The sequence below is a fragment of the Caulobacter henricii genome, from assembly GCF_001414055.1.
GTDB classification, from domain to species: Bacteria; Pseudomonadota; Alphaproteobacteria; order Caulobacterales; family Caulobacteraceae; genus Caulobacter; species Caulobacter henricii.
The window spans coordinates 2,181,433-2,203,657 of record NZ_CP013002.1 but is presented as its reverse complement, the minus strand read 5'-3'; the positions used below and the strand labels follow the sequence as shown (position 1 = coordinate 2,203,657).

At 65.1% G+C, this 22,225-nt stretch carries 22 protein-coding genes; 12 read left to right on the top strand and 10 right to left on the bottom strand.

Features of this window, described 5'->3' with window-relative positions:
- Positions 1–375 precede the first annotated feature (375 nt).
- Positions 376–1,899: an L-piperidine-6-carboxylate dehydrogenase gene (gene amaB, locus AQ619_RS10275; RefSeq protein ID WP_062146973.1), complete on the bottom strand. Its 1,524-nt coding sequence runs from the start codon at positions 1,897–1,899 to the stop codon at positions 376–378.
- A gap of 71 nt (positions 1,900–1,970) precedes the next feature.
- Here amaB and AQ619_RS10270 point away from each other — a divergent pair, with 71 nt between their 5' ends.
- The 4 genes from AQ619_RS10270 to AQ619_RS10255 are packed head-to-tail and all read left to right on the top strand — an operon-like array spanning position 1,971 to position 5,536.
- The gene (locus AQ619_RS10270) at positions 1,971–2,909 is read left to right on the top strand and encodes a polyprenyl synthetase family protein (RefSeq protein ID WP_236849448.1); all 939 of its coding nucleotides are present in this window, start codon (positions 1,971–1,973) and stop codon (positions 2,907–2,909) included.
- Positions 2,906–3,850 carry an ABC transporter ATP-binding protein gene (locus tag AQ619_RS10265; RefSeq protein ID WP_062146969.1) on the top strand — a complete coding sequence of 315 codons (945 nt, stop codon included), beginning with the start codon at positions 2,906–2,908 and terminating at the stop codon, positions 3,848–3,850. Before AQ619_RS10270 ends, AQ619_RS10265 begins: the two co-directional genes overlap by 4 nt.
- A complete protein-coding gene (locus AQ619_RS10260) occupies positions 3,847–5,055 on the top strand; it encodes an ABC transporter permease (RefSeq protein ID WP_062146967.1) in 1,209 nt (402 codons plus the stop codon). The genes AQ619_RS10265 and AQ619_RS10260 overlap by 4 nt, the downstream gene beginning before the upstream one ends.
- 7 nt (positions 5,056–5,062) lie before the next feature.
- Complete coding sequence (locus AQ619_RS10255) at positions 5,063–5,536, top strand: sterol desaturase family protein (RefSeq protein ID WP_062146965.1); 474 nt, start codon at positions 5,063–5,065, stop codon at positions 5,534–5,536.
- Here AQ619_RS10255 and AQ619_RS10250 read toward each other — a convergent pair.
- The 3 genes from AQ619_RS10250 to crtY are packed head-to-tail and all read right to left on the bottom strand — an operon-like array spanning position 5,533 to position 9,145.
- Positions 5,533–6,462 (bottom strand): phytoene/squalene synthase family protein, encoded by a 930-nt coding sequence (locus AQ619_RS10250; RefSeq protein ID WP_062146963.1) that lies wholly within the window; start codon positions 6,460–6,462, stop codon positions 5,533–5,535. The genes AQ619_RS10255 and AQ619_RS10250 overlap by 4 nt on opposite strands.
- The gene (locus AQ619_RS10245) at positions 6,459–7,961 is read right to left on the bottom strand and encodes a phytoene desaturase (RefSeq protein ID WP_062146960.1); all 1,503 of its coding nucleotides are present in this window, start codon (positions 7,959–7,961) and stop codon (positions 6,459–6,461) included. The genes AQ619_RS10250 and AQ619_RS10245 overlap by 4 nt, the downstream gene beginning before the upstream one ends.
- Positions 7,958–9,145, bottom strand: coding sequence for a lycopene beta-cyclase CrtY (gene crtY, locus AQ619_RS10240; protein WP_062146958.1), 1,188 nt, complete (start codon positions 9,143–9,145; stop codon positions 7,958–7,960). Before crtY ends, AQ619_RS10245 begins: the two co-directional genes overlap by 4 nt.
- Before the next feature lie 91 nt (positions 9,146–9,236).
- Between crtY and folD the strand changes: the two genes are divergently transcribed.
- The 3 genes from folD to AQ619_RS10225 are packed head-to-tail and all read left to right on the top strand — an operon-like array spanning position 9,237 to position 11,907.
- Entirely contained in the window at positions 9,237–10,133 is an 897-nt protein-coding gene (folD, locus tag AQ619_RS10235; protein ID WP_062146956.1) for a bifunctional methylenetetrahydrofolate dehydrogenase/methenyltetrahydrofolate cyclohydrolase FolD, read from the top strand.
- A complete protein-coding gene (locus AQ619_RS10230; RefSeq protein ID WP_062146954.1) occupies positions 10,133–10,489 on the top strand; it encodes a c-type cytochrome in 357 nt (118 codons plus the stop codon). The genes folD and AQ619_RS10230 overlap by 1 nt, the downstream gene beginning before the upstream one ends.
- Before the next feature lie 14 nt (positions 10,490–10,503).
- Positions 10,504–11,907 (top strand): D-arabinono-1,4-lactone oxidase, encoded by a 1,404-nt coding sequence (locus AQ619_RS10225; protein WP_062151543.1) that lies wholly within the window; start codon positions 10,504–10,506, stop codon positions 11,905–11,907.
- Positions 11,908–11,913: 6 nt separating this feature from the next.
- Here AQ619_RS10225 and AQ619_RS10220 read toward each other — a convergent pair whose 3' ends face one another.
- The 3 genes from AQ619_RS10220 to AQ619_RS10210 all read right to left on the bottom strand — a co-directional run bounded on the left by AQ619_RS10220 (position 11,914) and on the right by AQ619_RS10210 (position 14,387).
- Positions 11,914–12,396, bottom strand: a complete 483-nt coding sequence (locus AQ619_RS10220; protein ID WP_062146952.1) for an Hpt domain-containing protein — start codon at positions 12,394–12,396, stop codon at positions 11,914–11,916.
- A gap of 90 nt (positions 12,397–12,486) precedes the next feature.
- Positions 12,487–13,269: an NAD kinase gene (locus AQ619_RS10215; protein ID WP_062146950.1), complete on the bottom strand. Its 783-nt coding sequence runs from the start codon at positions 13,267–13,269 to the stop codon at positions 12,487–12,489.
- A 32-nt stretch (positions 13,270–13,301) separates the two neighbouring features.
- The gene (locus tag AQ619_RS10210) at positions 13,302–14,387 is read right to left on the bottom strand and encodes a DUF2336 domain-containing protein (protein WP_062151540.1); all 1,086 of its coding nucleotides are present in this window, start codon (positions 14,385–14,387) and stop codon (positions 13,302–13,304) included.
- Positions 14,388–14,555: 168 nt separating this feature from the next.
- Here AQ619_RS10210 and glpK point away from each other — a divergent pair, with 168 nt between their 5' ends.
- On the top strand, positions 14,556–16,049 hold the full coding sequence (gene glpK / locus AQ619_RS10205) for a glycerol kinase GlpK (RefSeq protein ID WP_062146948.1): 1,494 nt from the start codon (positions 14,556–14,558) through the stop codon (positions 16,047–16,049).
- A gap of 195 nt (positions 16,050–16,244) precedes the next feature.
- Entirely contained in the window at positions 16,245–17,162 is a 918-nt protein-coding gene (locus tag AQ619_RS10200) for an SMP-30/gluconolactonase/LRE family protein (protein ID WP_236849447.1), read from the top strand.
- Here the strand turns inward: AQ619_RS10200 and AQ619_RS10195 are convergent.
- Positions 17,159–17,842, bottom strand: a complete 684-nt coding sequence (locus tag AQ619_RS10195; RefSeq protein ID WP_062146943.1) for a uracil-DNA glycosylase — start codon at positions 17,840–17,842, stop codon at positions 17,159–17,161. The genes AQ619_RS10200 and AQ619_RS10195 overlap by 4 nt on opposite strands.
- A complete protein-coding gene (locus AQ619_RS10190; protein ID WP_062146941.1) occupies positions 17,832–18,431 on the bottom strand; it encodes a LabA-like NYN domain-containing protein in 600 nt (199 codons plus the stop codon). Before AQ619_RS10190 ends, AQ619_RS10195 begins: the two co-directional genes overlap by 11 nt.
- 21 nt (positions 18,432–18,452) lie before the next feature.
- On the opposite strand from AQ619_RS10190, the gene folK reads away from it, so the two are divergent.
- The 3 genes from folK to AQ619_RS10175 all read left to right on the top strand — a co-directional run bounded on the left by folK (position 18,453) and on the right by AQ619_RS10175 (position 21,781).
- Positions 18,453–18,959: a 2-amino-4-hydroxy-6-hydroxymethyldihydropteridine diphosphokinase gene (gene folK / locus AQ619_RS10185; RefSeq protein ID WP_335338055.1), complete on the top strand. Its 507-nt coding sequence runs from the start codon at positions 18,453–18,455 to the stop codon at positions 18,957–18,959.
- Positions 18,960–19,097: 138 nt separating this feature from the next.
- Positions 19,098–19,457, top strand: coding sequence for a DNA-directed RNA polymerase subunit omega (rpoZ, locus tag AQ619_RS10180; protein ID WP_035049486.1), 360 nt, complete (start codon positions 19,098–19,100; stop codon positions 19,455–19,457).
- Between the two features lie 173 nt (positions 19,458–19,630).
- Entirely contained in the window at positions 19,631–21,781 is a 2,151-nt protein-coding gene (locus AQ619_RS10175; protein ID WP_084745909.1) for a RelA/SpoT family protein, read from the top strand.
- Here the strand turns inward: AQ619_RS10175 and AQ619_RS10170 are convergent.
- A complete protein-coding gene (locus AQ619_RS10170) occupies positions 21,778–22,179 on the bottom strand; it encodes an NUDIX domain-containing protein (RefSeq protein WP_062146935.1) in 402 nt (133 codons plus the stop codon). The genes AQ619_RS10175 and AQ619_RS10170 overlap by 4 nt on opposite strands.
- Between the last annotated feature and the right edge of the window lie 46 nt (positions 22,180–22,225).

Here is a 22,225-nt window from a genome sequence, read left to right as displayed (position 1 = left end):
TGATCGAGCGGGGCTGGGCTTCAGGGGGATACTGAAGCGTGTCCGGGGATCTGGTTGCTGGCCAGACCCGCCCGCCGTCGGCGTGGTTGAAGGCAAAAGGGCGTGTCTGGCTGAAAGCCCGTCCTCTTCGACCGCCGGAACGCGCTGGAAACGGCGCGATCCGGGTCCCGGTAAGGCCTCAACAGGGCCACCTGGCGGGAGGCTGACGGAAAACGGTGACGCGGAGCGGACGGCTTCGTCGAAACGGTTACTCTATCCAATCATCCGGGCGAGCCCGGACGCTTCGCGACCCTTTCCACAACTCAGCGAGAGATCGTGTGAGGTCGCGAAGCCGTGTCCGCCGGCCAGATGCTGCTCCAAAGGGGGAGGATCTCGTTAGAGATCAAACTTCACCCCCTGGGCCAGGGGCAGGGCACCGGAATAGTTCACCGTCGCCGTCTGGCGTCGCATGTATTGTTTCCAGCTGTCGGAGCCGCTCTCGCGCCCGCCGCCGGTTTCCTTTTCGCCGCCGAACGCACCGCCGATCTCGGCCCCCGAGGGACCGATATTGACGTTGGCGATGCCGCAGTCGCTGCCGGAGGCCGCCAGAAAGGCTTCGGCCTCGCGGATGTCCTGGGTCATCACACAGGAGGACAGGCCCTGGGGCACATCGTTCTGGATCGCCACGGCCTCGTCGAAGTCGCGATAGGGCACGACATGCAGGAGGGGAGCGAAGGTTTCGCGCTGCATGCCGGCACTCGGGGCCGGCAGGCGGGCCAGGGCCGGGCGCACATAATAGGCCTCGGGGTGCTCGTCGATCAGCAGCCTTTCGCCTCCACTCACCGTGCCGCCATCGGCCCGGGCCTGGTCCATGGCGGCGACAAAGGCGTCATAGGCGGCCTTGTCGTGCAAAGGCCCGAGCAGGACGCCCGCCTGACGCGGATCGCCGACCGGCAGGCGGGAAAAGGCCCCCTCGACGGCATCGGCGACCTTGTCGACCAGGCTTTCGTGAACGATCAGCCGGCGCAGGGAGGTGCAGCGCTGACCGGCGGTGCCTGCGGCCGAAAACACGATGGCGCGAACGGCCAGGGACAGGTCGGCACTGGGCGCGACGATCATGGCGTTGTTGCCACCCAGCTCCAGGATCGAGCGACCGAAACGCGCCGCTACGATCGGGGCGACTGCCTGGCCCATCCGGGTCGAGCCCGTGGCGCTGACCAGGGCCAGGGCTGGATCGCGGACCAGCCGCTCGCCGGCGTCGCGGCCGCCGAGCACCACAGAGCACAGACCCTCGGGGGCGTCGCCGAACCGGGCCAGGGCGCGCTCAAGAATCGCCTGGGTGGCCACGGCCGTCAGCGGCGTCTTCTCCGACGGCTTCCAGATCACCGGATTGCCGCAGACCAGGGCCAGGGCCGCGTTCCAGGCCCAGACCGCCACGGGGAAGTTGAAGGCGCTGATCACCAGGACCGGACCCAGCGGATGCCAGGTCTCGCGCATGGCATGGCCGGGGCGTTCCGAGGCGATGGTCAGGCCGTAGAGCTGGCGCGACAGGCCCACGGCGAAATCGCAGATATCGATCATCTCCTGGACCTCGCCGGCCGCTTCGGAGGCGATCTTGCCGGCCTCCAGCGTCACCAGGGCGGCCAACTCATTCTTGGCGGCGCGCAGTTCCTCGCCGAGCAGGCGGACCAGCTCCCCACGACGCGGGGCGGGCACGGTGCGCCACGCGCGGAAGGCCTTCGACGCGGCCGAAACCTTGGCGTCAATGGCTCGTGCGTCATCATAGGCGACCTGGGTCAGGATCGCGCCATCGAGCGGGCACCGCACGGCGATGCCACCGTCGGCAGGCAGGCCGGAGACGCCCAGTTCAGCCAGGACGGCGCGGGCGTGGGCGGCGGGAGAGGGAAAGGACTGGGTCATGGACCTTGGAAAACGACGACCGGCCCCTCGGGTCAAGGGGGCTGCTTGACGCTCGCGGCGGGCGCCGTCAAATGAGCGGGCCCGCATGGGGGCATCTGGGCCTGTCGCGATTGCGTATGGACGACTCCGCCGCCGATTTGCAGCGCCTTGAGGCCCTTCGTGCCGGTGTCGATCGACGCCTGGCCGAGCTCGCGCCCAGGACGGGAACGGCACCGGATCGACTGGTCGAGGCGGTGCGCTATGCCCTGCTGGCCCCGGGCAAGCGGTTTCGGCCGATGCTGACCCTGCTGACCGCCGCCCAGTTCGGCGCGTCCGAAGGCGTGGCACTGGATACGGCCTGCGCCTTCGAGATGGTCCATGCGGCGTCTCTGATTCTCGATGACCTGCCGGCCATGGACGATGCCGGTCTGCGGCGGGGTCTCCCGACCATCCACCGGGCCTTCGACGAGGCGACGGCCGTTCTGGCGGGGGTCGGTCTGCTGAACCACGCCTATGCCGTGGTTTCGGCCGATGCCGGCCTCGACAGCGGTCTGCGGGCCGAGATCGCCGGCCGTATCGCCGGATCCGTCGGGTTTTCAGGCCTGATCGCCGGCCAGGCCCGGGATCTGTTCGACCGCGACCAGATGCGCGATGTGCCGGCGCTTGATCGCCTCAATCATGAAAAGACCGGCGTCCTGATCATGGCCGCGGCCCAGTCCGGAGCCCGGATCGCGGGGGCCGGCGAAGCGGCCGTCGCGGCGGTGGGCGAGTTTGGCCGACGCATGGGCCTGGCCTTCCAGATCCGCGATGACCTGATCGATGCCGAGGGCTCGGTCGAGGGAGCCGGCAAGGATGTCGGCAAGGACGCCGGCATGACCACGGCCGTCTCCCTGCTGGGCGTGGATGGGGCGCGGGCCGCTATGGACGATCACCTGGCGGCCGGCCGTGCGGCCCTTGATGCGGTCGGCGGTTGCGACCTTGTAGCGGGCTATGTCGGCCGTCTGTTCGCCGGGCGCAAGGCGGCCGCGTGACCGGCTTGCCCCTTCTGACGGTGTCCGGCGTCCGCCACGCCTATGGACCCCGGACCGTGCTGGCCGGCGTCGATCTGGCCCTGTCGCCCGGTGAAATCTATGCCCTTCTCGGTCCCAACGGGGCCGGCAAGACCACCCTGATCAAGACCATCTGCGGACGCATTCGCCCCGAAGCCGGCAGCGTCCGGCTCCAGGGCCAGGACCCGGCCCGGGTCAGCGCGGCGCGGGCCGGCCTTGGCCTGGTGCCGCAGGAGATCGCCCTCTACGCCCACCTGACCGTGGCCGAGAACCTGGCAACCTTTGCCAGCCTCGCCCAGGTCCCGCGCCGCGACGTCCCGGCTGCCGTCCAGAGGGCGCTGCAGCTGACCCGCACGGTCGACCGCGCCCACGTGCCCGTCCGCCACCTGTCGGGCGGCTATCAGCGGCGGGCCAATATTGCGGCGGCCATCGTGCATCAGCCGGCCCTGCTGATCCTCGACGAGCCGACGGTGGGCGTGGATATCGATGCCCGCGAGGCCCTCGATGCCGTGATCCGCGGGTTGCGCGATCTCGGCGTGGCGGTGCTTCTGACCACCCACGATCTCGAGCAGGCCGGATCCCTGGCCGATCGGGTGGGCTTCCTGCGGGACGGCGCGCTGGTGCTGGAAGGGCCACCCCAGGCCCTGATCGCCGAGGCCTTTGGCTCCCGCATGGAGGTTCTGGTGGAGCTTTCGAGCGAGCCCGATGCCGCCGGCGAGGCCCTGCTGACGGCGGCGGGGCTGAGCCGCACCGCCCATCGGGCCAGGCTCTGGACCTGTCTGGAGGCCGATGGCTATGCCGCGGCCGGGCGTTTGGACAAGCAGCTCCGCAAGGCGGGCCTCTGCTCTCGCGAAATCCGGGTCCGGGAGCCGTCCCTGCACAACCTGTTCAGTCTCGTCGCCGAGCGGACGCTGGCCGCATGATCCGCCTTGAGATGACCTTGGCCATGGTGCGGGTGATGGCGCTGGAGCTGTGGCGCGATCGCGCAGCCTTGGTGATGACCTTCCTGTTGCCGCCTCTGGTCTTCCTGATCTTCAGCTCGGTCTTTGCCGGGGCGACCGGCGAGGACATCAAGCCCAAGCTGGCCATGGTCGATCTGGCCCGCACCGAGACGTCCGGTCGGGTCGCCGGGGCCCTGCTGGCCAGTTCCGAGATCCGGGCCGAGGCTGTGGCACCGGCCACGGTCGAGGCCGTGCGGGCCCTGGTGAAGTCGGGCCAGGCCGATGTGGGTCTCGTGATCCGCGCCGATCCGGCCGGTCCCGGGCGGCCCTTCCTGATCATTGCCGACCCCGCGCGCGCCGTTGCAGCCCCCCTGACCCAGGCCCGGATGCAACAGGCCATGGCCCGGGCCGCGCCCGACGCCGTCCTGCGCCGCAGCGTCGATCAGCTGGCTCCCGTCCTGACCCCCCTGACCCCGGCCCAGAGCGCCCGCCTTGATGCGGCGGCAGCGGCCTTGAAGGTCAAGCCTCCGGCCGTCACAGGCGGTGACCTTTTCGATCGGGAAGACCTGCTGGGGGCCAAGAAGGGCGGGGCGACGATCGCTTATTATGGCGGGGCGGTGATGATCCTGTTTGCCCTGTTCTCGGCCATGCAGGGGGCTCTGGGCCTGATGGACGAGCGCCGGACCGGCGTGGCTGATCGCCTGCTGGCGGGCGTGGCCGGCATGGGCCCTGTGGTGACCGGAAAGTTCGTCTTCCTGGTCGGGCAGGGGATTGTGCAGGCCACAGCGATCTTCGCGACCGCCCAGATCGTCTACGGTGTTGCCGTTCTGGAGCACTTCGGCCTTTGGCTGCCGACCACCCTGGCGGCGGCCGTCTGTGCTGCGGGCCTGGCCCTGGGGCTGGTCTCGGTCTGCCGGACGCGAGAGCAGGCCCAGATGCTGTCGACCTTCGTGATCCTGGTCCTGGCAGCCATCGGCGGCAGCATGGTGCCGCGCTTCCTGATGCCGGCCTGGCTGCAGACCGTCGGCTGGTTCACTCCTCACGCCTGGGTCATTGATGCCTATCAAGGCGTTCTCTGGCGCGACGCGCCACTCTCGCAGGTGTATAGGGCCTGGGGCGTGCTTACTGCCGCCGGCCTGGGTGGTTTGGCCCTGGCCCAGACCCTGGTGCGACTGTCCCGTCGATAGGACCCTGATGGCGAAACTGGTTCTTGATATCGTTCTGTTCCTGGCCGCCTTCGCCTTCATGGAGGGCTTTGCCTGGGTGACGCACCGCTATGTCATGCATGGCTTCATGTGGGTCTGGCACAAGTCACACCATGAACCGCGCGAAGGACTGTTCGAGCTCAACGACCTGTTCGCTGTGGTCTTCGCCACCCCGGCCATCGTGGCAATCTATTTCGGCGTGCATGGCACGCCGTGGCTGCTTCCGGTGGGTCTCGGGATCACCGCCTACGGGATGATGTACTTCATCTTTCATGACGGCATGGTGCACCGTCGCTTCAAGACGCCGTTCGGCAAGTCCGCCTTCTGGAAACGCGCCATCCAGGCCCATCGCATCCACCATGCGGTCCACACCAAGCACGGGGCGGTCTCCTTCGGCTTCCTGTGGGCCAAACCCGTCCGCGAACTGAAGGCGCAGTTGAAGGCGCGCGGGGTCGAAGCCTAGATCTTTGACCACATATCGGGCCGCTGAGGCGGCTGGATCGCCCGGTCCCAGATCGCCGAACGCAGGGCGATGAGGCCGCCTTCCAGGGCTCGCAGGGCCTTCATTCGGCCGCTGACCACGACGCGCTCGTCCCAGGCCTTGTCGCCGGCCTGCACGACATCCAGGCCAATCTGGCGATAGACCCCCCGGGCCGCCGCAATGGCCCAGGCACAGCGGAGGGGCAGGTCGCGCAGTCCCCAGCGGGCCGAGGCATAATAGGGCTCGGCGGCGTCGACGAGGCGCTTGGCCATCACCGCCACCGCGCCACGATGGGCTGGATCGGCGACTGCCGTCTCGGGCACGCCCAGCTCGGCGAGCCAGGCGCGCGGCACATAGATCCGGTCGTTGCGAGCGTCTTCAACAATGTCGCGGGCGATATTGGTCAGCTGAAACGCCAGGCCCAGATCCTGGGCGCGACGGAGGGTCGAAAGGGCATCGGGCTTCGTGCCCATGACCAAGGCCATCATGGTTCCGACCACCCCGGCCACGCCCCAGCAATAGTCCAGCAAGTCGTCCAGCGTCTGGTAGCGGCGGCCGTCGACGTCCATGGCGAAGCCGTCGATCATGTCCAGGGCGTAGCGCTCCGGAATCCGGCGTCGGCAGGCTACGGTCTGGAACGCGGCAAACTGTGGGTCAGCAGGCGGCTCACCGGCCAGAGCAGCGCGGGTCTGGGCATAGAGCGCTGCCAGACGGGCCGGGGCATCCTCCACCGGGCTCATGCCATGGCCCAGGGTCTGGCCGTCGATCACGTCGTCGCAGTGCCGACACCAAGCGTAGAGCATTTCGGCGTCAGCGCGGGTTTCAGCGTCGAACAGCGCTGCAGCGGCCGCAAAGCTCTTGCTGCCCTTCTGGATCGCCTCGCGGCTCTGGGCTTCGAGTTGGCTCACGCTTTTGCGGTCTCGAAATCGTCGATCATCAGGGAGGCCGTTGCCTTGGCGGATCCCACCACGCCTGGAATACCGGCACCCGGATGGGTGCCGGCACCGACGAAGTAGAGGTTAGGAATGACGTCGTCGCGATTGTGGGTTCGGAAAAAGGCGCTCTGGGTCAGCAGGGGCTCAAGCGAGAAGGCGGCTCCCTGCCAGGCATTCAGCTCGCTGGTGAAGTCGTCCGGCGTAAAGATCCGGCTGGTCACCAGGTCGCGCGACAGGTTGGGAATGTAGCGTTCTTCCAGATAGTTCAGGATCCGGTCGCGATAGGCAGGCCCTTCCTTGGACCAGTCAATCTGGGCGGTCTCGAGATTGGGAACCACCGACAGGACGTAGAAACTGCTGCAGCCGGGCGGTGCCATGCCGGGATCGGTCGCGCAGGGCGAGTGCAGATAGAGCGAGAAGTCGTCGGACAGGACGTCCTTGTTATAGATATCGCCGATCAGTTCTCGGTAGCGCGGGCCAAAGCAGATGGTGTGGTGGCGGATCTCGGGATGTTCGGCCTTGAGGCCGAAATAGATCACGAACAGTGACGGGCTCCAGCGCTTGCTTTCCAGCGCCTTGCCGACCTTTTTGCCGCGCGGATCATCGACCAGAAGATCGCGATATGTGTGCATCACGTCGGCGTTCGAGGCCACGGTGTCGAACGTCTCGACGGTGCCGTCATGATTGATCACGCCCGTGACGCGGCCGTCCCGGGTGGTGATCTTCTGGACCGGTGCATTGAGACGGATCGTGCCGCCGAGGTCCTCAAAAAGGCGCACAAGGCCACGGATCAGGGCACCGGTGCCGCCCCGCGGGAACCAGACGCCACCTCGGCGCTCCAGGGCATGGATAAGGGCATAGATCGACGAGGTTGCAAAAGGACTGCCGCCGACCAGCAAGCTGTGGAAGGACAGGGCCTGACGGACATGCTCGTCCTTCACGAACGATGAGACCTTGTCATAGACGCTGCGCCAGGCCTGCAGCTTCATCAGGGCGGGGGCCGATGAGATCATGCTGCGGATGTCGAGGAACGGCACGGCACCCAGCTCGACATAGCCCTTTTGATAGAGCTCCTCGGAATAGGCGTGGAACTTGCGATAGCCCTCGACATCGGCCGGATTGCGGGCGGCGATCTGGCGGTCCAGTTCAGCCTGGTCGTTGACATAGTCAAAGACGTCGCCGTCTTCCCAGACCAGCCGGTAGAACGGGTTGACCGGCAAAAGTTCGACATAGTCCTCGATCTTGCGGCCGCTGAGCGTGAACAGCTCTTTCAGGCAATCGGGATCGGTGATCACCGTGGGACCGGCATCGAAGATGAAGCCCTCGTCTTCCCAGACATAGGCGCGACCGCCGGGCCGGTCGCGAGCTTCAAGCACGGTGACATCAAAGCCCGAAGACTGCAGACGGATGGCCAGGGCGAGGCCCCCAAAGCCGGAACCGATGACTGCTGCGCGGGGTTTGGGAAGGGTCATGCAGGTCGGTCCTCGATCACAGAGTGTTCGCTCAGATAGTTCAGAGCGCGCGAGACAGGTACGGGCGGCTTGCCGATCAGGACGCGCGCCTTGTCCCAAAGTGTCAGGCGAGCCGCGTAGAAGCGCTGGATGAGCGGCAGGCGCAATCGATAGAAGCGCTCCAGAACCTTGAAGCGCTGGTCCGGCTCACAGGCCCTGAACAGCATCCGATTAAGCAGACGGAAGTACCGGCGCTTTCGCCAAGCCGTTTTGGACTGGGCCTCGGCGCAGGCCCGGACATGGGCGCTGGTAATGTGGGGCAGGGCGGCGATCTGATCGGCCAATCGTGCGGCATCAGGCAGGGAATAGCCCGTTGTCGGCTGGAACAGGGCGGCCCTTAGGCCAACCTCAGCCACCTGGGCCCTCGCTTCGCGCCAATAGGCGTCGATGTCGCCGGCAAGGGCGATGGGCAAAACCCCGTGCTCTTCCCGCACAATCTTCTCTACGGTCCAGCCCTGCTGGTTGGCATAGGCGAGAATGTCGGCACGCAGGGCGTCGCGATCGAGGTCGAAGCCGTCGCTATACCGCGTGTCTTCGATCAGAAGACGGCTTGCATCGAGTGGCAGGACGTAGAGGAAGCGGTAGCCGTCGAGCTGGGATACCGTGGCGTCCATGATGATCGGCCGGGTCAAGCCGTGGGGACTCGTCAGCTTCACCTCCTGGCCCAGAAACTTCTGCCAGCCGAGAGCCAGGCTACGGCTGCGGCGCGGGCCACGTCCGTCGACGACGGCGGCCGCTGTAATGCGTCGACCATCGGTCAGGGTGACCTGATGAGGCGATACCTCCGACGCCGTTGCGCTCAGCCAGGCATCCTGGCCGAGGGCCGCTGAAACCGCCTCGTGCAGGCGTTGGGATGTGATGGCGAGATAGGGTGTCTTGAGCGCTCTGCTATGGCCTGGAAAGCGAACCTCATAGTCGGACCAGCGGTGGACGATCAGAGGTCTGAGCCAGCCAGAAATGCCGGGACTGACGTCGGTGCCGAAATGGCACCACGTGTGCTCGCCGCCGATTCTCTTTTCGCGCTCCAGCAGAATGACGCGCAGGTCGGGACGCAAGGTCCTCAAACGCAGAGCAATCAGGCCATTGGCGAGACCGCCGCCCACAAGGACGACGTCTGCGCGGGTATTGGAGGACTGTGTCGCCATGACCGAGCGTCTAGCACGATTGGCAGCTCGCCACGCCACCGTTGCGCGCAGCAAAACGAGCGGTTAGGCACAGCGAAACAGGGAGGCGCCCATGTCTGAGGCCAGGATCATCGACGGCAAGGCGTTCGCAGCCAAACTGCGCGAGCAGGTGGCAGCGGATGTTCAGGCTCTGAAAGTCGAGCATGGCGTCACGCCCGGGCTTGCCGTTGTCCTGGTTGGAGACGATGCCGCCAGCCAGGTCTATGTCCGGAACAAGGGTGAGCAGACCCTGGCTGCAGGCATGCACTCCGAGACACACCGTCTGCCTGCCGATGTCAGCCAGGACGACCTTCTGGCCCTGGTCGGGAAGCTGAATGCGGATCCGTCAATCCATGGCGTTCTGGTGCAGTTCCCGGTTCCGGATCATCTCAAGCAATCGGATATCGTGGCAGCGATCTCGCCGGACAAGGACGTTGATGGCCTGACCGTCACCAATGCCGGCCGCCTTGCCAGCGGATTGCCGGCCCTGACGCCTTGCACGCCCCTTGGCTGTATGATGCTCTTGAAGGACGCGCTCGGCGATTTGCGCGGCAAGTCCGCGGTCGTGATTGGCCGATCCAATCTGATGGGCAAGCCCATGGCCCAGATGCTTCTGGCTGCCGACTGCACGGTAACCATTGCCCATTCCCGCAGCCAGGACCTTCCCGGTATCGTCCGTCAGGCCGATATCGTGGTTGCCGCCGTCGGGCGCGCCGAGATGGTCAAGGCCGACTGGATCAAACCGGGCGCGGTGGTCATCGATGTCGGGATCAGCCGATTCCCGTCCCGCGATCCCGTTGCAGCTGCAGCAGGCAAGACCCGTCTGGTCGGGGATGTGGCCTTCGACGAGGTCAAGGCGGTGGCGGGAGCCATCACGCCCGTACCGGGAGGCGTCGGCCCCATGACCATCGCTTGCCTTCTGGCCAACACTGTTACCGCTGCGAAGCGCCTGAACGGGATAGGCGCCTGATGCGTGCTGCCGTGCTTCTTGCTGTTGCGGCCCTGGCCCTGTCGGGCTGCAGCGAAAAGCTTCCGCCGGCCCCCACGCCGGAAGAGGCGTTGCAGCTGAAGCCCACTGATGCCCGCTTGGCTGACCTCTACGAGACCTCCTGCAAGGCCTGCCATGCCTCACCTGGCACGGGCGCGCCGCTCGTGCGGGATCGCGTGGCCTGGGATCCCCGCTGGAAGCAGGGCGAGGCCGTATTGCTCGACCATACCATCCAGGGTTTCAAGGCCATGCCGGCCTCGGGCCAGTGCGTGGCTTGCGCACCGGCGGATTTCCAGGGCCTGATACGATTCATGGCGGGGCGCGAAGACCCCGCATAGGCTTGGGGGAACGCATGATCTCGAGACGAGGGGCACTGGTCGCGGGCAGTTCTGTGCTGGCAACCGTGGCGGCCGGTGGCGGGGTCTATCTGACCGCTACCCACGACAAGCCCGAGCCCCCCGCGCCGAAGTCGGTCAGCCCTGACGGCAAACTTCTGTGGCGCAACTGGTCCGGAATCCAGACCGCCTATCCCTCGGCGCGCCTGGCCCCGAGGGACGAGGCTGAACTGGCCCGCATGCTCAAGACTGCGTCGGCTCCGATCCGGCCGGTCGGTGCCGGTCATTCCTTTACGGCTCTGGTTCCGACGAATGGGACCATGGTCTCCCTGGACGCCATGTCGGGCGTAACGGAGTGGCAGGGCGATGAGGCCGTGGTCCTGGCGGGCACTCGGCTTGGGGCTCTGGGCCCAGCGTTGGCGGCCAAGGGGCGGGCGATGGCCAATCTGCCCGATATCAACAAGCAATCTCTCGCCGGTGCCCTGGCTACGGCGACCCATGGCACGGGCGTCAAGCTGCAAGCCTTGCACGGCGATGTGACGGCGCTTCGCCTCGTGACGCCGGACGGGCGCGTGATCGACTGTGATGCTGGCCGCGACGCTGACATCTTCCAGGCTGCAAAGGTTTCGTTCGGGTCGCTCGGCGTGATCTCCCAGGTCAGGCTGAAGACCATCGCCAATCGAAGGGTTCGTCGTCGCGTCTGGATCGAGCCCTTCGATGAGGCTCTGGGCCAAGCCGAGGCCCGCTGGGCGCAGCATCGGAATTTCGAGTTCTATGCCGTACCGTTTACGGGCCTGGCGGTCGGGATCAGCCACGATGAGACAGACGATCCGGCCGAAGTGAGGGGCCCGGACCAGGACTCAGCCTTTCTCGACGCACTCAAGGCCTTGCGAAACCTTTTCGGGTTCTCGGTGCCCCTGCGAAAGGCGGCTGCCAGGGCACTGCTGGCCAGTGCCAAACCGGAGACGGCCGTCGACGAAGGTTGGAAGCTCCTTTCAACGGATCGGCCGGTTCGTTTCAACGAGATGGAGTTCCATCTTCCGGTCGACGCCCAGCTTGAGGTCCTGGCTGAAGTGGTCGCGACGATAGAGCAGGAGCGGCCTGACGTGTTCTTCCCGATCGAGGTGCGTCGGATCGCGGCCGATGATGCCTGGCTGTCGCCCTTCCATGGCGGGCCTCGCGGATCGATCGCCGTGCACACGCACTACAAGGACGATTTCTCATTCTTCTATGAACTGATCGAACCGATCTTCCGCCGTCATGGTGGACGCCCGCACTGGGGCAAGCTGCACAACCTGCGTGGTCAGCAGCTGGCAGCCCTCTATCCGCGCTGGGATGATTTCCTGAAAGTCCGGGCTGAGCTCGATCCGGAAGGCCGAATGCTCAATCCCTATCTCAGAGGCCTGTTCGGCCTGATCTGAAGACGGTCAGCCGGCCAGGTACTCTGTAACCCGACCTTCAAGTTCTTCGGCCAGGGCCTTGCCAACCGGATGGGTGTCGACCTTGATGTCGCCGCGCACGGCAGCCTTGATGGCGTCGATATGAGCATCCACCAGGAACATCGGGGCTGACAGGCGCGTGTCCGGCTCGTCGATCAGCTTGCAAAGTGAAGCGGCGATTCGGGTGATCAGCGGGAATTCGTAGGTAGCGCCGAGGCCCTTCAGATCATGGGCCCGCAGATAGAGGGCCTCGACCGTCGTGGCGTTCAATCCTTCGGTCTTTACGTCCTGACGCGCGGCCTCGAGCTTGCTGATTTCGTCCTGAAGCCATTGTGCAAAATTGCCCGACAGGCTCTTGAGCGCAGCTTCCGCCTTGGCGATTGCTGCCATGTCGATGCCGCCGCGTCCGCCGACTTTCAGCTTCAGCATATTCGGAACCTGGATCACTTCGGCGGTTGGCTTAGTCGTCAAGATCGCCTCCCCGGCGGCGCACAGTTGGTATTGGGTATCATAGCAGGCGTTAACAACGCGTGAGACATCCGTTTCTCTGCGGCCGACGCCTCAGGCCGAAAACTGCTCAGTGAGTACGCGCTCGTCAAGACTCCGGCCGGCGTCGAAAAGCATCGCCAAGCTGGTGTCACGGTCTTCGGAAATGTGCACTTCAAGGACATCACGAACCTCGAAATTGTCTGCCACGGCGCTGACTGGACGTTTGTCGCCCTCGAGGATCTCGAAAGTGATCCGCGCTGAACGCGGGAGAAGGGCCCCGCGCCAGCGGCGGGGACGGAAGGCACTGATTGGCGTGAGGGCCAGCACCTGTCCCCCGATCGGAATGATCGGGCCATGGGCCGAGAGATTATAGGCCGTCGAACCGGCCGGCGTCGCAATCAGGGCACCGTCGCACACCAGTTCGCTCATCCGGACCTTGCCGTCGATCGAGATCCGGAGCTTGGCGGTCTGTCGGGTCTGTCGAAGCAAGGAGACTTCGTTGATGGCCAGGGCGCGATGGTTGCGGCGCTGTGAGTCGATGGCGGTCATGGCGAGAGGATGAATCGTCGCCCGTTCGGCGGCATTGATCCGCTCCAGAAGCCCATCTTCGCTGTACTCGTTCATCAGAAAGCCAACAGAGCCGCGGTTCATGCCGTAGATCGGTGTCTGGCTGGCGATGGCAGCATGCAGGGTTTCGAGCATGAATCCATCACCGCCCAGGGCAACGATCACCTGGGCTGAATCCTCTCCGACATCGCCATAACGGGCGATCAGGCGCTCGCGGGCCTCTTCGGCTTCGGGCCTGTCGCTGGCCTTGAACGTCAGGCGAGTCAGGAAGGGCTGGGGCTGGTACATCACGCTCAAGAGGCGCGAAGCCAACCGGCTTGTCAAACCGCGCTGACAGCCTGTCTGAACGCCATTCCTGCGATGTCCGGCGTGAACGGACCGAAGGCGCTGCCAGCACGCCTGGCACCCTCATCGCCGCCGCCGGGCCGGCCACCGTTCAACTGGCGAACATGGTCCAGAATGGTAGGGAACACGCTGCGGTCGATGCCCACCGCCGAACAGGCCAGGGCTAGGAGTTCCGGGCGGTTGCTGTCGATTGCGCGCCGGATCTGGCCGCTGTCAAACTGACCCAGTCTCGCCAGCGCCACGACAAAGAGCGGCAGGCGGCCCTCGCGCAACACGCGCAGCAGGTAGCCTGGCCGGAGCTGACCCGCCGCGTCGAGCTTCTCGACAAGCGAACGTTCCATGTCCTCACGCTCATCGTCAGGCTCAAGGTCGCTCTCATTGGCCGGTTTTTCACCCTGATGTGCGGCGCGCAGGGTCTCGCCGACCGCATCGGCCAGGGTCTCGGGGTCAAGGTGAAAGCGGGTTGTGAGGGCTTCGCGCAGGGCGCGTCCAACCCACAGATAAAGCTGCTCGGCCAGTTCGCTCGACAACAGCGGGTGGCGGGCGAGCGGAGAGCGCAGGGCAACCACATCCTTGGCGCGGCCAACGAGGCGTCGCAAACCATCCGCCGAGATTTCGGCGGTCTCATTGCTCGCCATGGCCGTCAGGACTGCAGGCTCATCACGGGCAAGAATGGCCTCGACGACAGAGGCCGAAAGGCGAGGGCGGCGAGCGATCTCGATCTGGTGCTCGAGTGTGGCCTGGACCATCAGTCGGATCAGGTCATGGTCCTGGAGCACGGGGCTACGGGCGATGATCGGCCGCGCAATCTCGATTTCATCGAGGGCCAGAATGTTGATCAGGGCCGAAGGGGCCCAGGGCGCATCTGCCAGACGCTCGGACAAACGTTGCCGGATGTCGCGCTCGGCCTCGACAACCAGGGTCATGAAGATGGAGTCCAGCAGGCGCTGAACATCGGGATCCGTCGGCGCACCGGCAGCCTGCCCGGCTTCGCAGAGCTCGATGATGCCGCTGAGCAGTCGCTCACGGTCGCCCGGATCGCGACTGCGCGCCAGGTTCAGAAGCTTTGCGGTTTGGACGGCTTGGATGACCAGCCTCCTCGAATCCTGAATGCAGTGAGGATGACCTTGCTGCCTGCAAATGAAAACATGCTTAAACGGTGTGACCCAACAATCGACAAGAACAGCGGCGGGTTGTCGCGGGCGAAGCAACAAGGGGGAGGCGAGGACGTGGCTGAACAACTGATTCTGGCTCTGGACCAGGGCACTACCAGCACCCGTGCGATCCTGTTCGACGCAACGGGCGCGGCCCTTGCGGACGCCACCCGACCCCTGCGGCAAAGCTATCCGGCGGACGGCTGGGTGGAGCACGATGCCGAAGAGATCTTCGCCGCCTGCGTCGCTGTGCTGCGCGAGGCGATGGAGACGTCTGGACGCGCCGTCTCCGATGTCGTGGCGATTGGTGTGACCAACCAGCGTGAAACTGTCGTGGTCTGGGACAAGTCGACAGGCCGGCCCATTCATCCTGCTATCGTCTGGCAGGACCGCCGTACGGCGGACGTATGTGACCGCCTCCGCTCTGACGGGCATGAGGCCAGGGTGGCCGAGGTGACCGGCCTTCTGCTGGACCCCTATTTCTCAGGCCCGAAGATCGCGTGGATCCTTGACCGGGTTCAGGGAGCGAGGGCGCGTGCACAGGCCGGTGAGCTCCTGTGCGGCACCATCGACAGCTGGGTGATCTGGCGGCTCACGGCGGGAAAGGTGCATGCCACCGACGCCACCAATGCCTCGCGAACGCTGCTTTTCGACATTGAGGCGCAGGCTTGGTCTCCGCCCATGCTCGAGCTCTTCGATGTCCCGGCCAATCTGCTGCCGCGTGTGCTCGATTGCGCGGATGACTATGGCGTCACAGCGACCGAGATTCTCGGACGTGAAGTACCGATCCGGGGCGTGGCGGGAGATCAGCAGGCGGCCCTGATGGGCCAGGGCTGCATTCGCCCCGGTCAGATGAAGGCGACCTACGGCACAGGCTGTTTCATGCTGATCAATACCGGTGAAGCCCGTCCGGTGTCGCGGTCACGCCTGCTGACGACCGTGGCGGCCCGGGTTGCCGGCAAGACAACCTATGCCCTTGAGGGATCAATCTTCGTCGCGGGTGCAGCCGTGCAATGGCTTGGAGAAGGCCTTGGCATCACCGGTGGCCCACGCGCGGCCGAAGCTTTGGCGCGTACAGCCCGGCCGGATCACGGCGTAGTGGTGGTGCCGGCCTTCACGGGCCTCGGTGCGCCATGGTGGGATGCTGGCGCACGCGGCGCTATCTTCGGGCTTACCCGTGACGCCGGCCTGGCTGAAATCGCGGCGGCAACCTTTGATTCCTGCGCCTTGCAGAGCCGGGACCTCATCGAGGCCATGCGGGCCGATGCGCCGGATGCTTTCGGAGACGACGCACAGCTTCGGATTGATGGGGGCATGTCCAAGAGCGCCTGGTTCTCGCAACGCTTGGCTGATCTCACCGGCATGCGGGTCCAGCGAGCGAGCTATCTGGAAACAACAGCCCTCGGTGCGGCCTTGTTCGCCGGCCTTGGGGCTGGACTCTATGCTTCTGAGGATGAGGCTGTTGCGGCCCGTCCAACAGCGGAGGCGCTGACGCCCGGCTTGGGTCTGCACGAGCGCGAGGCAGCCTATGCGCGCTGGCTCGATGCCGTGCCACGCGTACGCAGCTGACTTTCCTAACCAATACACAAGGCGGGTCGCCAGCTGGCCGAAATAGCAATATGACATCGCTGTCATTTTGAAGGGTCCTGCCACATGTCGCCGACGCGCCGTTCCACCTTGTTCGGGGCCAGTGCTGCCGTTCTTGCCGGAGGTGTCTCGGTGTCTGCTCATGCCGCTCGTCCGACTGTGGGACGCATACGCCATTTGTCTCCCTCGCTTGATGCGGTGGTCGAGGGCGAGGCCAGGATCGAAATGCTGGCCGAAGGCTTTGTCTGGTCAGAAGGGCCGGTCTGGGTGCAGGACGGCGGCTATCTGGTCTTTTCCGATGTGCCAGCCAATGTGATGTATCGCTGGAGCGAGTCCGAGGGGGCGACCGTTTTCCTCAAGCCCTCCGGCTATGACGGGCCTCCAACCGAGGCCTTCAGGGAACCTGGATCGAATGGACTGGCACTGGACGCATCCGGTGCACTCCTGGTTTGCGATCATGGCAATCGGGCGATCTACAGGGTCGATCTGAAGACCCATCAGAAGACCACCGTTGTCGATCGCTACAAGGGCAAGAAGTTCAACAGCCCCAACGATCTCGCCGTCTCTCGGACGGGCTCTGTCTATTTCACTGATCCGCCCTACGGCCTGACGGGGCTCAATGACTCTCCGGTCAAGGAGTTGGCCTTCAACGGCGTCTATCTTCTCCGGCCCGATGGCAGCTTGCTGGTCGTCGACGACAAGCTGACCTTTCCGAACGGGGTGGCCCTGTCACCAGACGAGCGCCGGCTCTATGTGGCGGTCTCGGATCCGGATGGTCCGGTGATCATGGCCTATGACCTCGGGGACGACGGCCTTCCAGTCCATCGCCAGGTATTCTTTGACGCCATGCCCCTGCTCCGGGCGGGCGGTCCCGGCTTGCCGGACGGCATGTGCCTGGACACTGAAGGCCGGCTCTTCGCCACGGGACCGGGTGGGGTTCTGGTGCTCACACCCAAGGGTGATCTGATCGGCGTCATCGATCTAGGACGTTCCGTCGCAAACTGCGCCTTTGGCGAGGACGGCCACACCCTGTTTGTGACGGCTGACGACATCCTGGCCAGGGTCCGCTTGAAGGTCAGCGGCCTTGTCGCTTAGGCCTCTGTATCGAGATAGTCTCTGACCCTTGCAAACAGATCCTCGAACATGGGCGTCGTAAGCCGGCCGGTATTCGTGTTGAGCCGTGAGCAGTGATAGCTGTTGAAGATCCTATAGGGGCCGGCCTGAAACTCGGAGCCGTGGCCCGGCGTGCCGGCGGAGGCCTTCAGGCCCAGGGCCTTCAGGACATTGCGGCGTGAGACGTCGCCGAGGGTGACGATGGCCTTGAGCCTGGGAAGGGCCTCGATCCGCTTGGTCAGGAAGGGTCGACAGGCATTTTCTTCGCTGGTCTCGGGCTTGTTGCCGGGTGGCGCGCAGCGCACGGCGTTGGTCACCACGCTGCCGACCAGTCTCAGCGAGTCATCCGCCCGCGCCTCGAACCTGCCGGTGGCGAAGCCGAACTTGTTCAGGGTTTCGTAAAGCAGGGCCCCGGCAAAGTCGCCGGTGAAGGGGCGCCCGGTGCGGTTGGCTCCTTTGCGACCCGGTGCCAGGCCAACGACGAGAAGTCGGGCCTCGCGGTCGCCAAAGGATGGAGCCGGCCCATTGAACCAGTCGGGATAGAGGTCCTGATTCTCGCGTCGATAGGCCACAAGCCGAGGACACAGAGGGCAGTCGCGTGCCGGCTCAGCTGGGGAGGGGACAGCCTCGCCGGGGATATTGGACGGTTGCTCAGTACTCATCTTCAGCTTCGCGCTCGGCGAGGGTGCGGGCATCTGAAAGAGGACGCGGTGCTGGTGCCCGCTGCGGTCTGCCGATGATGTTGGCCAGGTCGTTCAGATCGACGAAGTCATCGGCCTGGCGACGCAGGTCATCGCTGGTCATGGGCGGCTGGCTCTTCATCGTCGAGACGACGGTCACCCGACGACCCTTGCGTTGCACGGCCTCTACCAGGGCGCGGAAGTCGCCATCGCCGGAGAACAGCACCAGGTGATCCGCTGTTTCGGCCATCTGCAGCATGTCGACGGCGATCTCGACATCCATGTCCCCACGCCAACGCTTGCGGCCCTGGCTGTCGGTGAACTCGCGGGCGGGCTTGGTCACCAGAGTGAAGCCATTGTAGTCAAGCCAGTCGACCAGAGGACGTATCGGTGAATAGTCGTCGTTCTCGTTGATGGCGGTGTAGTAATAGGCCCGGATCAGGACGCCGCGCTTTTTGAACTCGTCGAGCAGCTTGCGGTAGTCGATGTCGAAGCCCAGGGACTTGGCAGCGGCGTAAAGGTTGGCCCCGTCTATGAAGAGGGCGAGGCGGTCGGTCGGATAAAAGGTCAAAGCGGCAAATCCTTGAAAAATGTGGTCGATCAAAATGGATTGGACGAGGCCATAATCGTGGCTCTCGGCAGTAATCTTGCGGGACCCTATACGAGTCGCGAGGCCTTGTTGGAAGCGGCACTGGTCGCGTTTCCCGCCGAGGGGCTGCAAGTGACTCATCGGTCGGGTTGGTGGACATCCGCAGCCTGGCCTGATGCTTCTGCGCCACCCTTCCTGAATGGCGTCGTGCTGGTAGATGCCGCGCATGACGCGTCGGCCGTCCTGTCCGCTCTGCATCGTATTGAGGCCAGCTTCGGGCGTGACCGCGAGGTGGCCAATTCGCCCCGAACACTGGATCTGGACCTGATCGCCTATGGCCGACAGGTGATCTCCGGTGGCCTGACCGTGCCACACCCGCGAGCCCATGAGCGTCTGTTCGTCATGGGGCCGTTGGCCGAGATTGCGCCTGGCTGGCGGCATCCGGTCAGCGGTGAGCTTGCCGTACGTTTGGCGGACGCTGCCAAGGTTGGGCGCGATGCCAGGCCCTGAAACGTCATGCGCTGGACTTCCTGACGCGAAGCAGGCATAAGCGCCCCCTCGCGAAAGATGGGCGACAACCTCAGCGGCGTTGCGTTACGCCGCTCGGACCCGTATTTTGTAGAGCATCACGGCTAGCCCGAGGAATTCATGGCCCGCGTCACCGTCGAAGATTGCGTCGAGAAGGTTCCGAACCGCTTTGCGCTCGTCCTGCTGTCCGCCCACCGGGCGCGCGGCATTTCGGCCGGTGCCGCCCTGCTGGTTGACCGCGACAACGACAAGAACCCCGTCGTCGCCCTGCGTGAAATCGCCGATGACGTCGTCGATCACGAAGGCCTCAAGGAGCAACTGATCAGCACGCTGCAGCGCGTTGATGAGCATACCGAGGCTGAAGAAGAGGCCGAGACCCTGGCTCTGCTGGCGGATCCGAGCCACATGCAAATGAGCGAGCTGGAACTGGTTCGCGCCCTGCAAAGCGACCGCGACGGCGGCCAGGAGGAGCGATACTGAGCCCCGACGGCACAGACCCTCTGACCCTTGAAGCGGCGCCTGCCGCCGCTCCATCCGAACGCGCGCCCGTCGATCCTCAAGCCGAGGTCGATTCGGGCGCGTCTTCGTTTCAGGCCTCCAGCGAGGCCACACCGGCGCAGAAGCCGCGCCAGAAGTTTCTACGTCAGTATGAGCTGATCGAACGGGTTCATTCCTATGACCCGACGGCCGATGAGGCCCTGCTTAATCGCGCCTATGTCTATGCCATGCGGATGCACGGCAGCCAGACCCGTGCCAGCGGCGATCCATACTACGCCCATCCCATCGAGGTGGCGGGGATTCTGACCGAGTACCGGCTCGACACTGCGACCATCGTTACGGCCCTGCTGCACGATGTGATCGAGGATACGCCGGTCAGTCGCGAGGATATCGCCGGCCTGTTTGGCGACGAGATCGCCGAACTGGTCGAAGGCGTAACCAAGCTCTCGAAGCTGGAGTTGCAGGCCGAGCATTCGCGGCAGGCCGAGAACCTGAGAAAGTTCATCCTCGCGATCAGCAAGGACGTTCGCGTCCTGCTCGTGAAGCTGGCCGACCGTCTGCACAACATGCGGACCCTGCATTTCATCAAGAGCCAGGCCAAGCGCGAGCGTATCGCTCGCGAAACGCGGGACATTTACGCGCCTCTGGCCCGCAACATCGGCTGCCATCGCATCTGCACGGAACTGGAAGAGCTCAGTTTCGAGCATACCAATCCCGTGGCCCGGAACGCGATTATCCGGCGGCTGGACACCCTGCGTGCCGAACAGGGCGGGGCGGTGTCCCTGGTCAGCCAGGAAATCGCGGCGCGTCTGGAGACAGCCGGGGTTCCGGCCCGGGCCTATGGGCGGGAGAAGTCCCCCTATTCGATCTGGCGAAAGCTGCAGCGCAAGTCGATCGGCTTCTCGCAGATGTCCGACATCTACGCGTTTCGCGTGATCGTCGACGGTGAGGAAGACTGCTACCGCGCCCTTGGTGTGGTGCACCGCGCCTGGTCAAGCGTGCCGGATCGCTTCAAGGACTTCATCTCGACGCCCAAGCGCAACAACTACCGTTCGCTGCACACCACGGTGGTCGGGCCGCGCGGCATGCGCATCGAGATGCAGATCCGTACGGAGGCCATGGATCGCGTCAATGAGGAGGGCGTGGCCGCGCACTTCCGCTACAAGGACGCCTCCTACGGACTTGATCTGGAAGGTATGGAGGCCGCTGGCGGTCGCGATCCGCTGGCCAACCTGCGACAGCTGGTCCAGGTGCTGGAGCATGGCGGCGACGCCGAGGAACTGGTCGAGCATGCCAAGCTCGAGATGTTCCTGGACCAGGTCTTCGTCTTCACGCCGAAGGGCAAACTCGTCAGCCTGCCGCGCGGGGCCATGCCGCTGGACTTTGCCTATGCGGTCCATACTAGCGTCGGCGACACCTGTATCGGCGTGAAGATCAATGGCGAACTGAAGCCCCTGCGCACGGGCCTCAACAATGGTGACGTGGTTGAGGTGATCCGGGGGGCCAAGCCGGTGGTGCCGCCAGACTGGCGTTCCCTGACCGTCACCGGGCGCGCGCGCTCCGCGATCCGTCGGCATATCCGCCAGACCGAGAAGGAAGAGTTCCTGCGCCTCGGGCGAGCCTCGGTGGAGCAGATCTTCGAGCGCGCCGGCAAGAAGCTGAAGGACGTGTCCTTGCGGCCGATCCTGGAGCGGTTCGCCCTCGAAAACGAAGACGCTTTGTTTGATGCCGTTGGCCGCGGACGGGTGTCGCCCAGCCAGGTCCTCGAAACGGCTTTCCCGGGCATGAAGGACAGCGACATGGCCGCCGCCTCGGCCCGGCGCAAGATCGAGGGCGGCAAGGGCGCGAGGCTTTACGTGCGCGGCGGTGGTCTGACACCGGGCGTTTCATTGCACTTTGCCCATTGCTGCAGTCCCGTGCCGGGCGATCGCATTGTCGGCATCCTGCGCGAGGACGGTGAAGGGCTCGATGTCCACACCATCGACTGCCCCAAGCTGGCCGACTACGAGGACCGCGAGGATCTCTGGCGCGACCTCAACTGGACGCCGGAAGCCGAGCGCGAGACGGTGTCCCTGACCCGCCTCCACGCAACGATCCAGAACGCGCCCGGTGTGCTCGGTCAGGTCTGCACGATCATCGGTGAGGCCGGCGGCAACATCGTCAATCTGCGCATGCATCATCGCCAGAGCGACTTCTTCGACACCGACATCGATGTCGAGGTGCGAGACGCCAAGCACCTGACCAATATCTCTGCGGCCCTGAGAGCCTGCCCGTCGGTCGAGACGGTCGACCGAACGCGCGGCTAGGCCTGCAGGGCGGCCACCGCATCGGCGGTGGCGGCGGTCAGGGGCGAGGGCAGGGCGCTCAGCGGAAACCAGCCCCAGGCCGATAGGGCGTGGTCTTCCTGGATCGACGGCTCACCCTCGAAGCTCGTGGCTCGATAGGTGATCGCCACCCAGTGATAGTCTTTGGAAATCATGTCTGTCACGGCCAGGACCGGACCGGCCAGGATGTTGATCCCCAGTTCTTCCGAGATTTCGCGCTCCGCGCAGGTTCGCGCGGCTTCGCCCCAATCCAGCTTGCCACCCGGCACGCCCCAGTGACCGGCCTCGGGAGCCTTGATGCGCCTGACCAGCAGGAGGCGATTCTGATCGTCGAGAATGGCTGCACCGCAGCCGATGCGCGGGCGTTGGGGATCGCTCATGGCCGGGATAGAGCGGGATCCGGGCCGATGTGCAAGGTGATTGGCG

What these genes read in the sequence shown, in the direction of transcription:
- amaB (WP_062146973.1), bottom strand. Translation starts at nt 1,899, where the DNA reads ATGACCCAGTCCTTTCCCTCTCCCGCCGCCCACGCCCGCGCCGTCCTG.
- AQ619_RS10270 (WP_236849448.1), top strand. Translation starts at nt 1,971, where the DNA reads ATGAGCGGGCCCGCATGGGGGCATCTGGGCCTGTCGCGATTGCGTATG.
- AQ619_RS10260 (WP_062146967.1), top strand. Translation starts at nt 3,847, where the DNA reads ATGATCCGCCTTGAGATGACCTTGGCCATGGTGCGGGTGATGGCGCTG.
- AQ619_RS10255 (WP_062146965.1), top strand. Translation starts at nt 5,063, where the DNA reads ATGGCGAAACTGGTTCTTGATATCGTTCTGTTCCTGGCCGCCTTCGCC.
- AQ619_RS10245 (WP_062146960.1), bottom strand. Translation starts at nt 7,961, where the DNA reads ATGACCCTTCCCAAACCCCGCGCAGCAGTCATCGGTTCCGGCTTTGGG.
- crtY (WP_062146958.1), bottom strand. Translation starts at nt 9,145, where the DNA reads ATGGCGACACAGTCCTCCAATACCCGCGCAGACGTCGTCCTTGTGGGC.
- folD (WP_062146956.1), top strand. Translation starts at nt 9,237, where the DNA reads ATGTCTGAGGCCAGGATCATCGACGGCAAGGCGTTCGCAGCCAAACTG.
- AQ619_RS10230 (WP_062146954.1), top strand. Translation starts at nt 10,133, where the DNA reads ATGCGTGCTGCCGTGCTTCTTGCTGTTGCGGCCCTGGCCCTGTCGGGC.
- AQ619_RS10225 (WP_062151543.1), top strand. Translation starts at nt 10,504, where the DNA reads ATGATCTCGAGACGAGGGGCACTGGTCGCGGGCAGTTCTGTGCTGGCA.
- AQ619_RS10215 (WP_062146950.1), bottom strand. Translation starts at nt 13,269, where the DNA reads ATGTACCAGCCCCAGCCCTTCCTGACTCGCCTGACGTTCAAGGCCAGC.
- AQ619_RS10195 (WP_062146943.1), bottom strand. Translation starts at nt 17,842, where the DNA reads ATGAGTACTGAGCAACCGTCCAATATCCCCGGCGAGGCTGTCCCCTCC.
- rpoZ (WP_035049486.1), top strand. Translation starts at nt 19,098, where the DNA reads ATGGCCCGCGTCACCGTCGAAGATTGCGTCGAGAAGGTTCCGAACCGC.
- AQ619_RS10170 (WP_062146935.1), bottom strand. Translation starts at nt 22,179, where the DNA reads ATGAGCGATCCCCAACGCCCGCGCATCGGCTGCGGTGCAGCCATTCTC.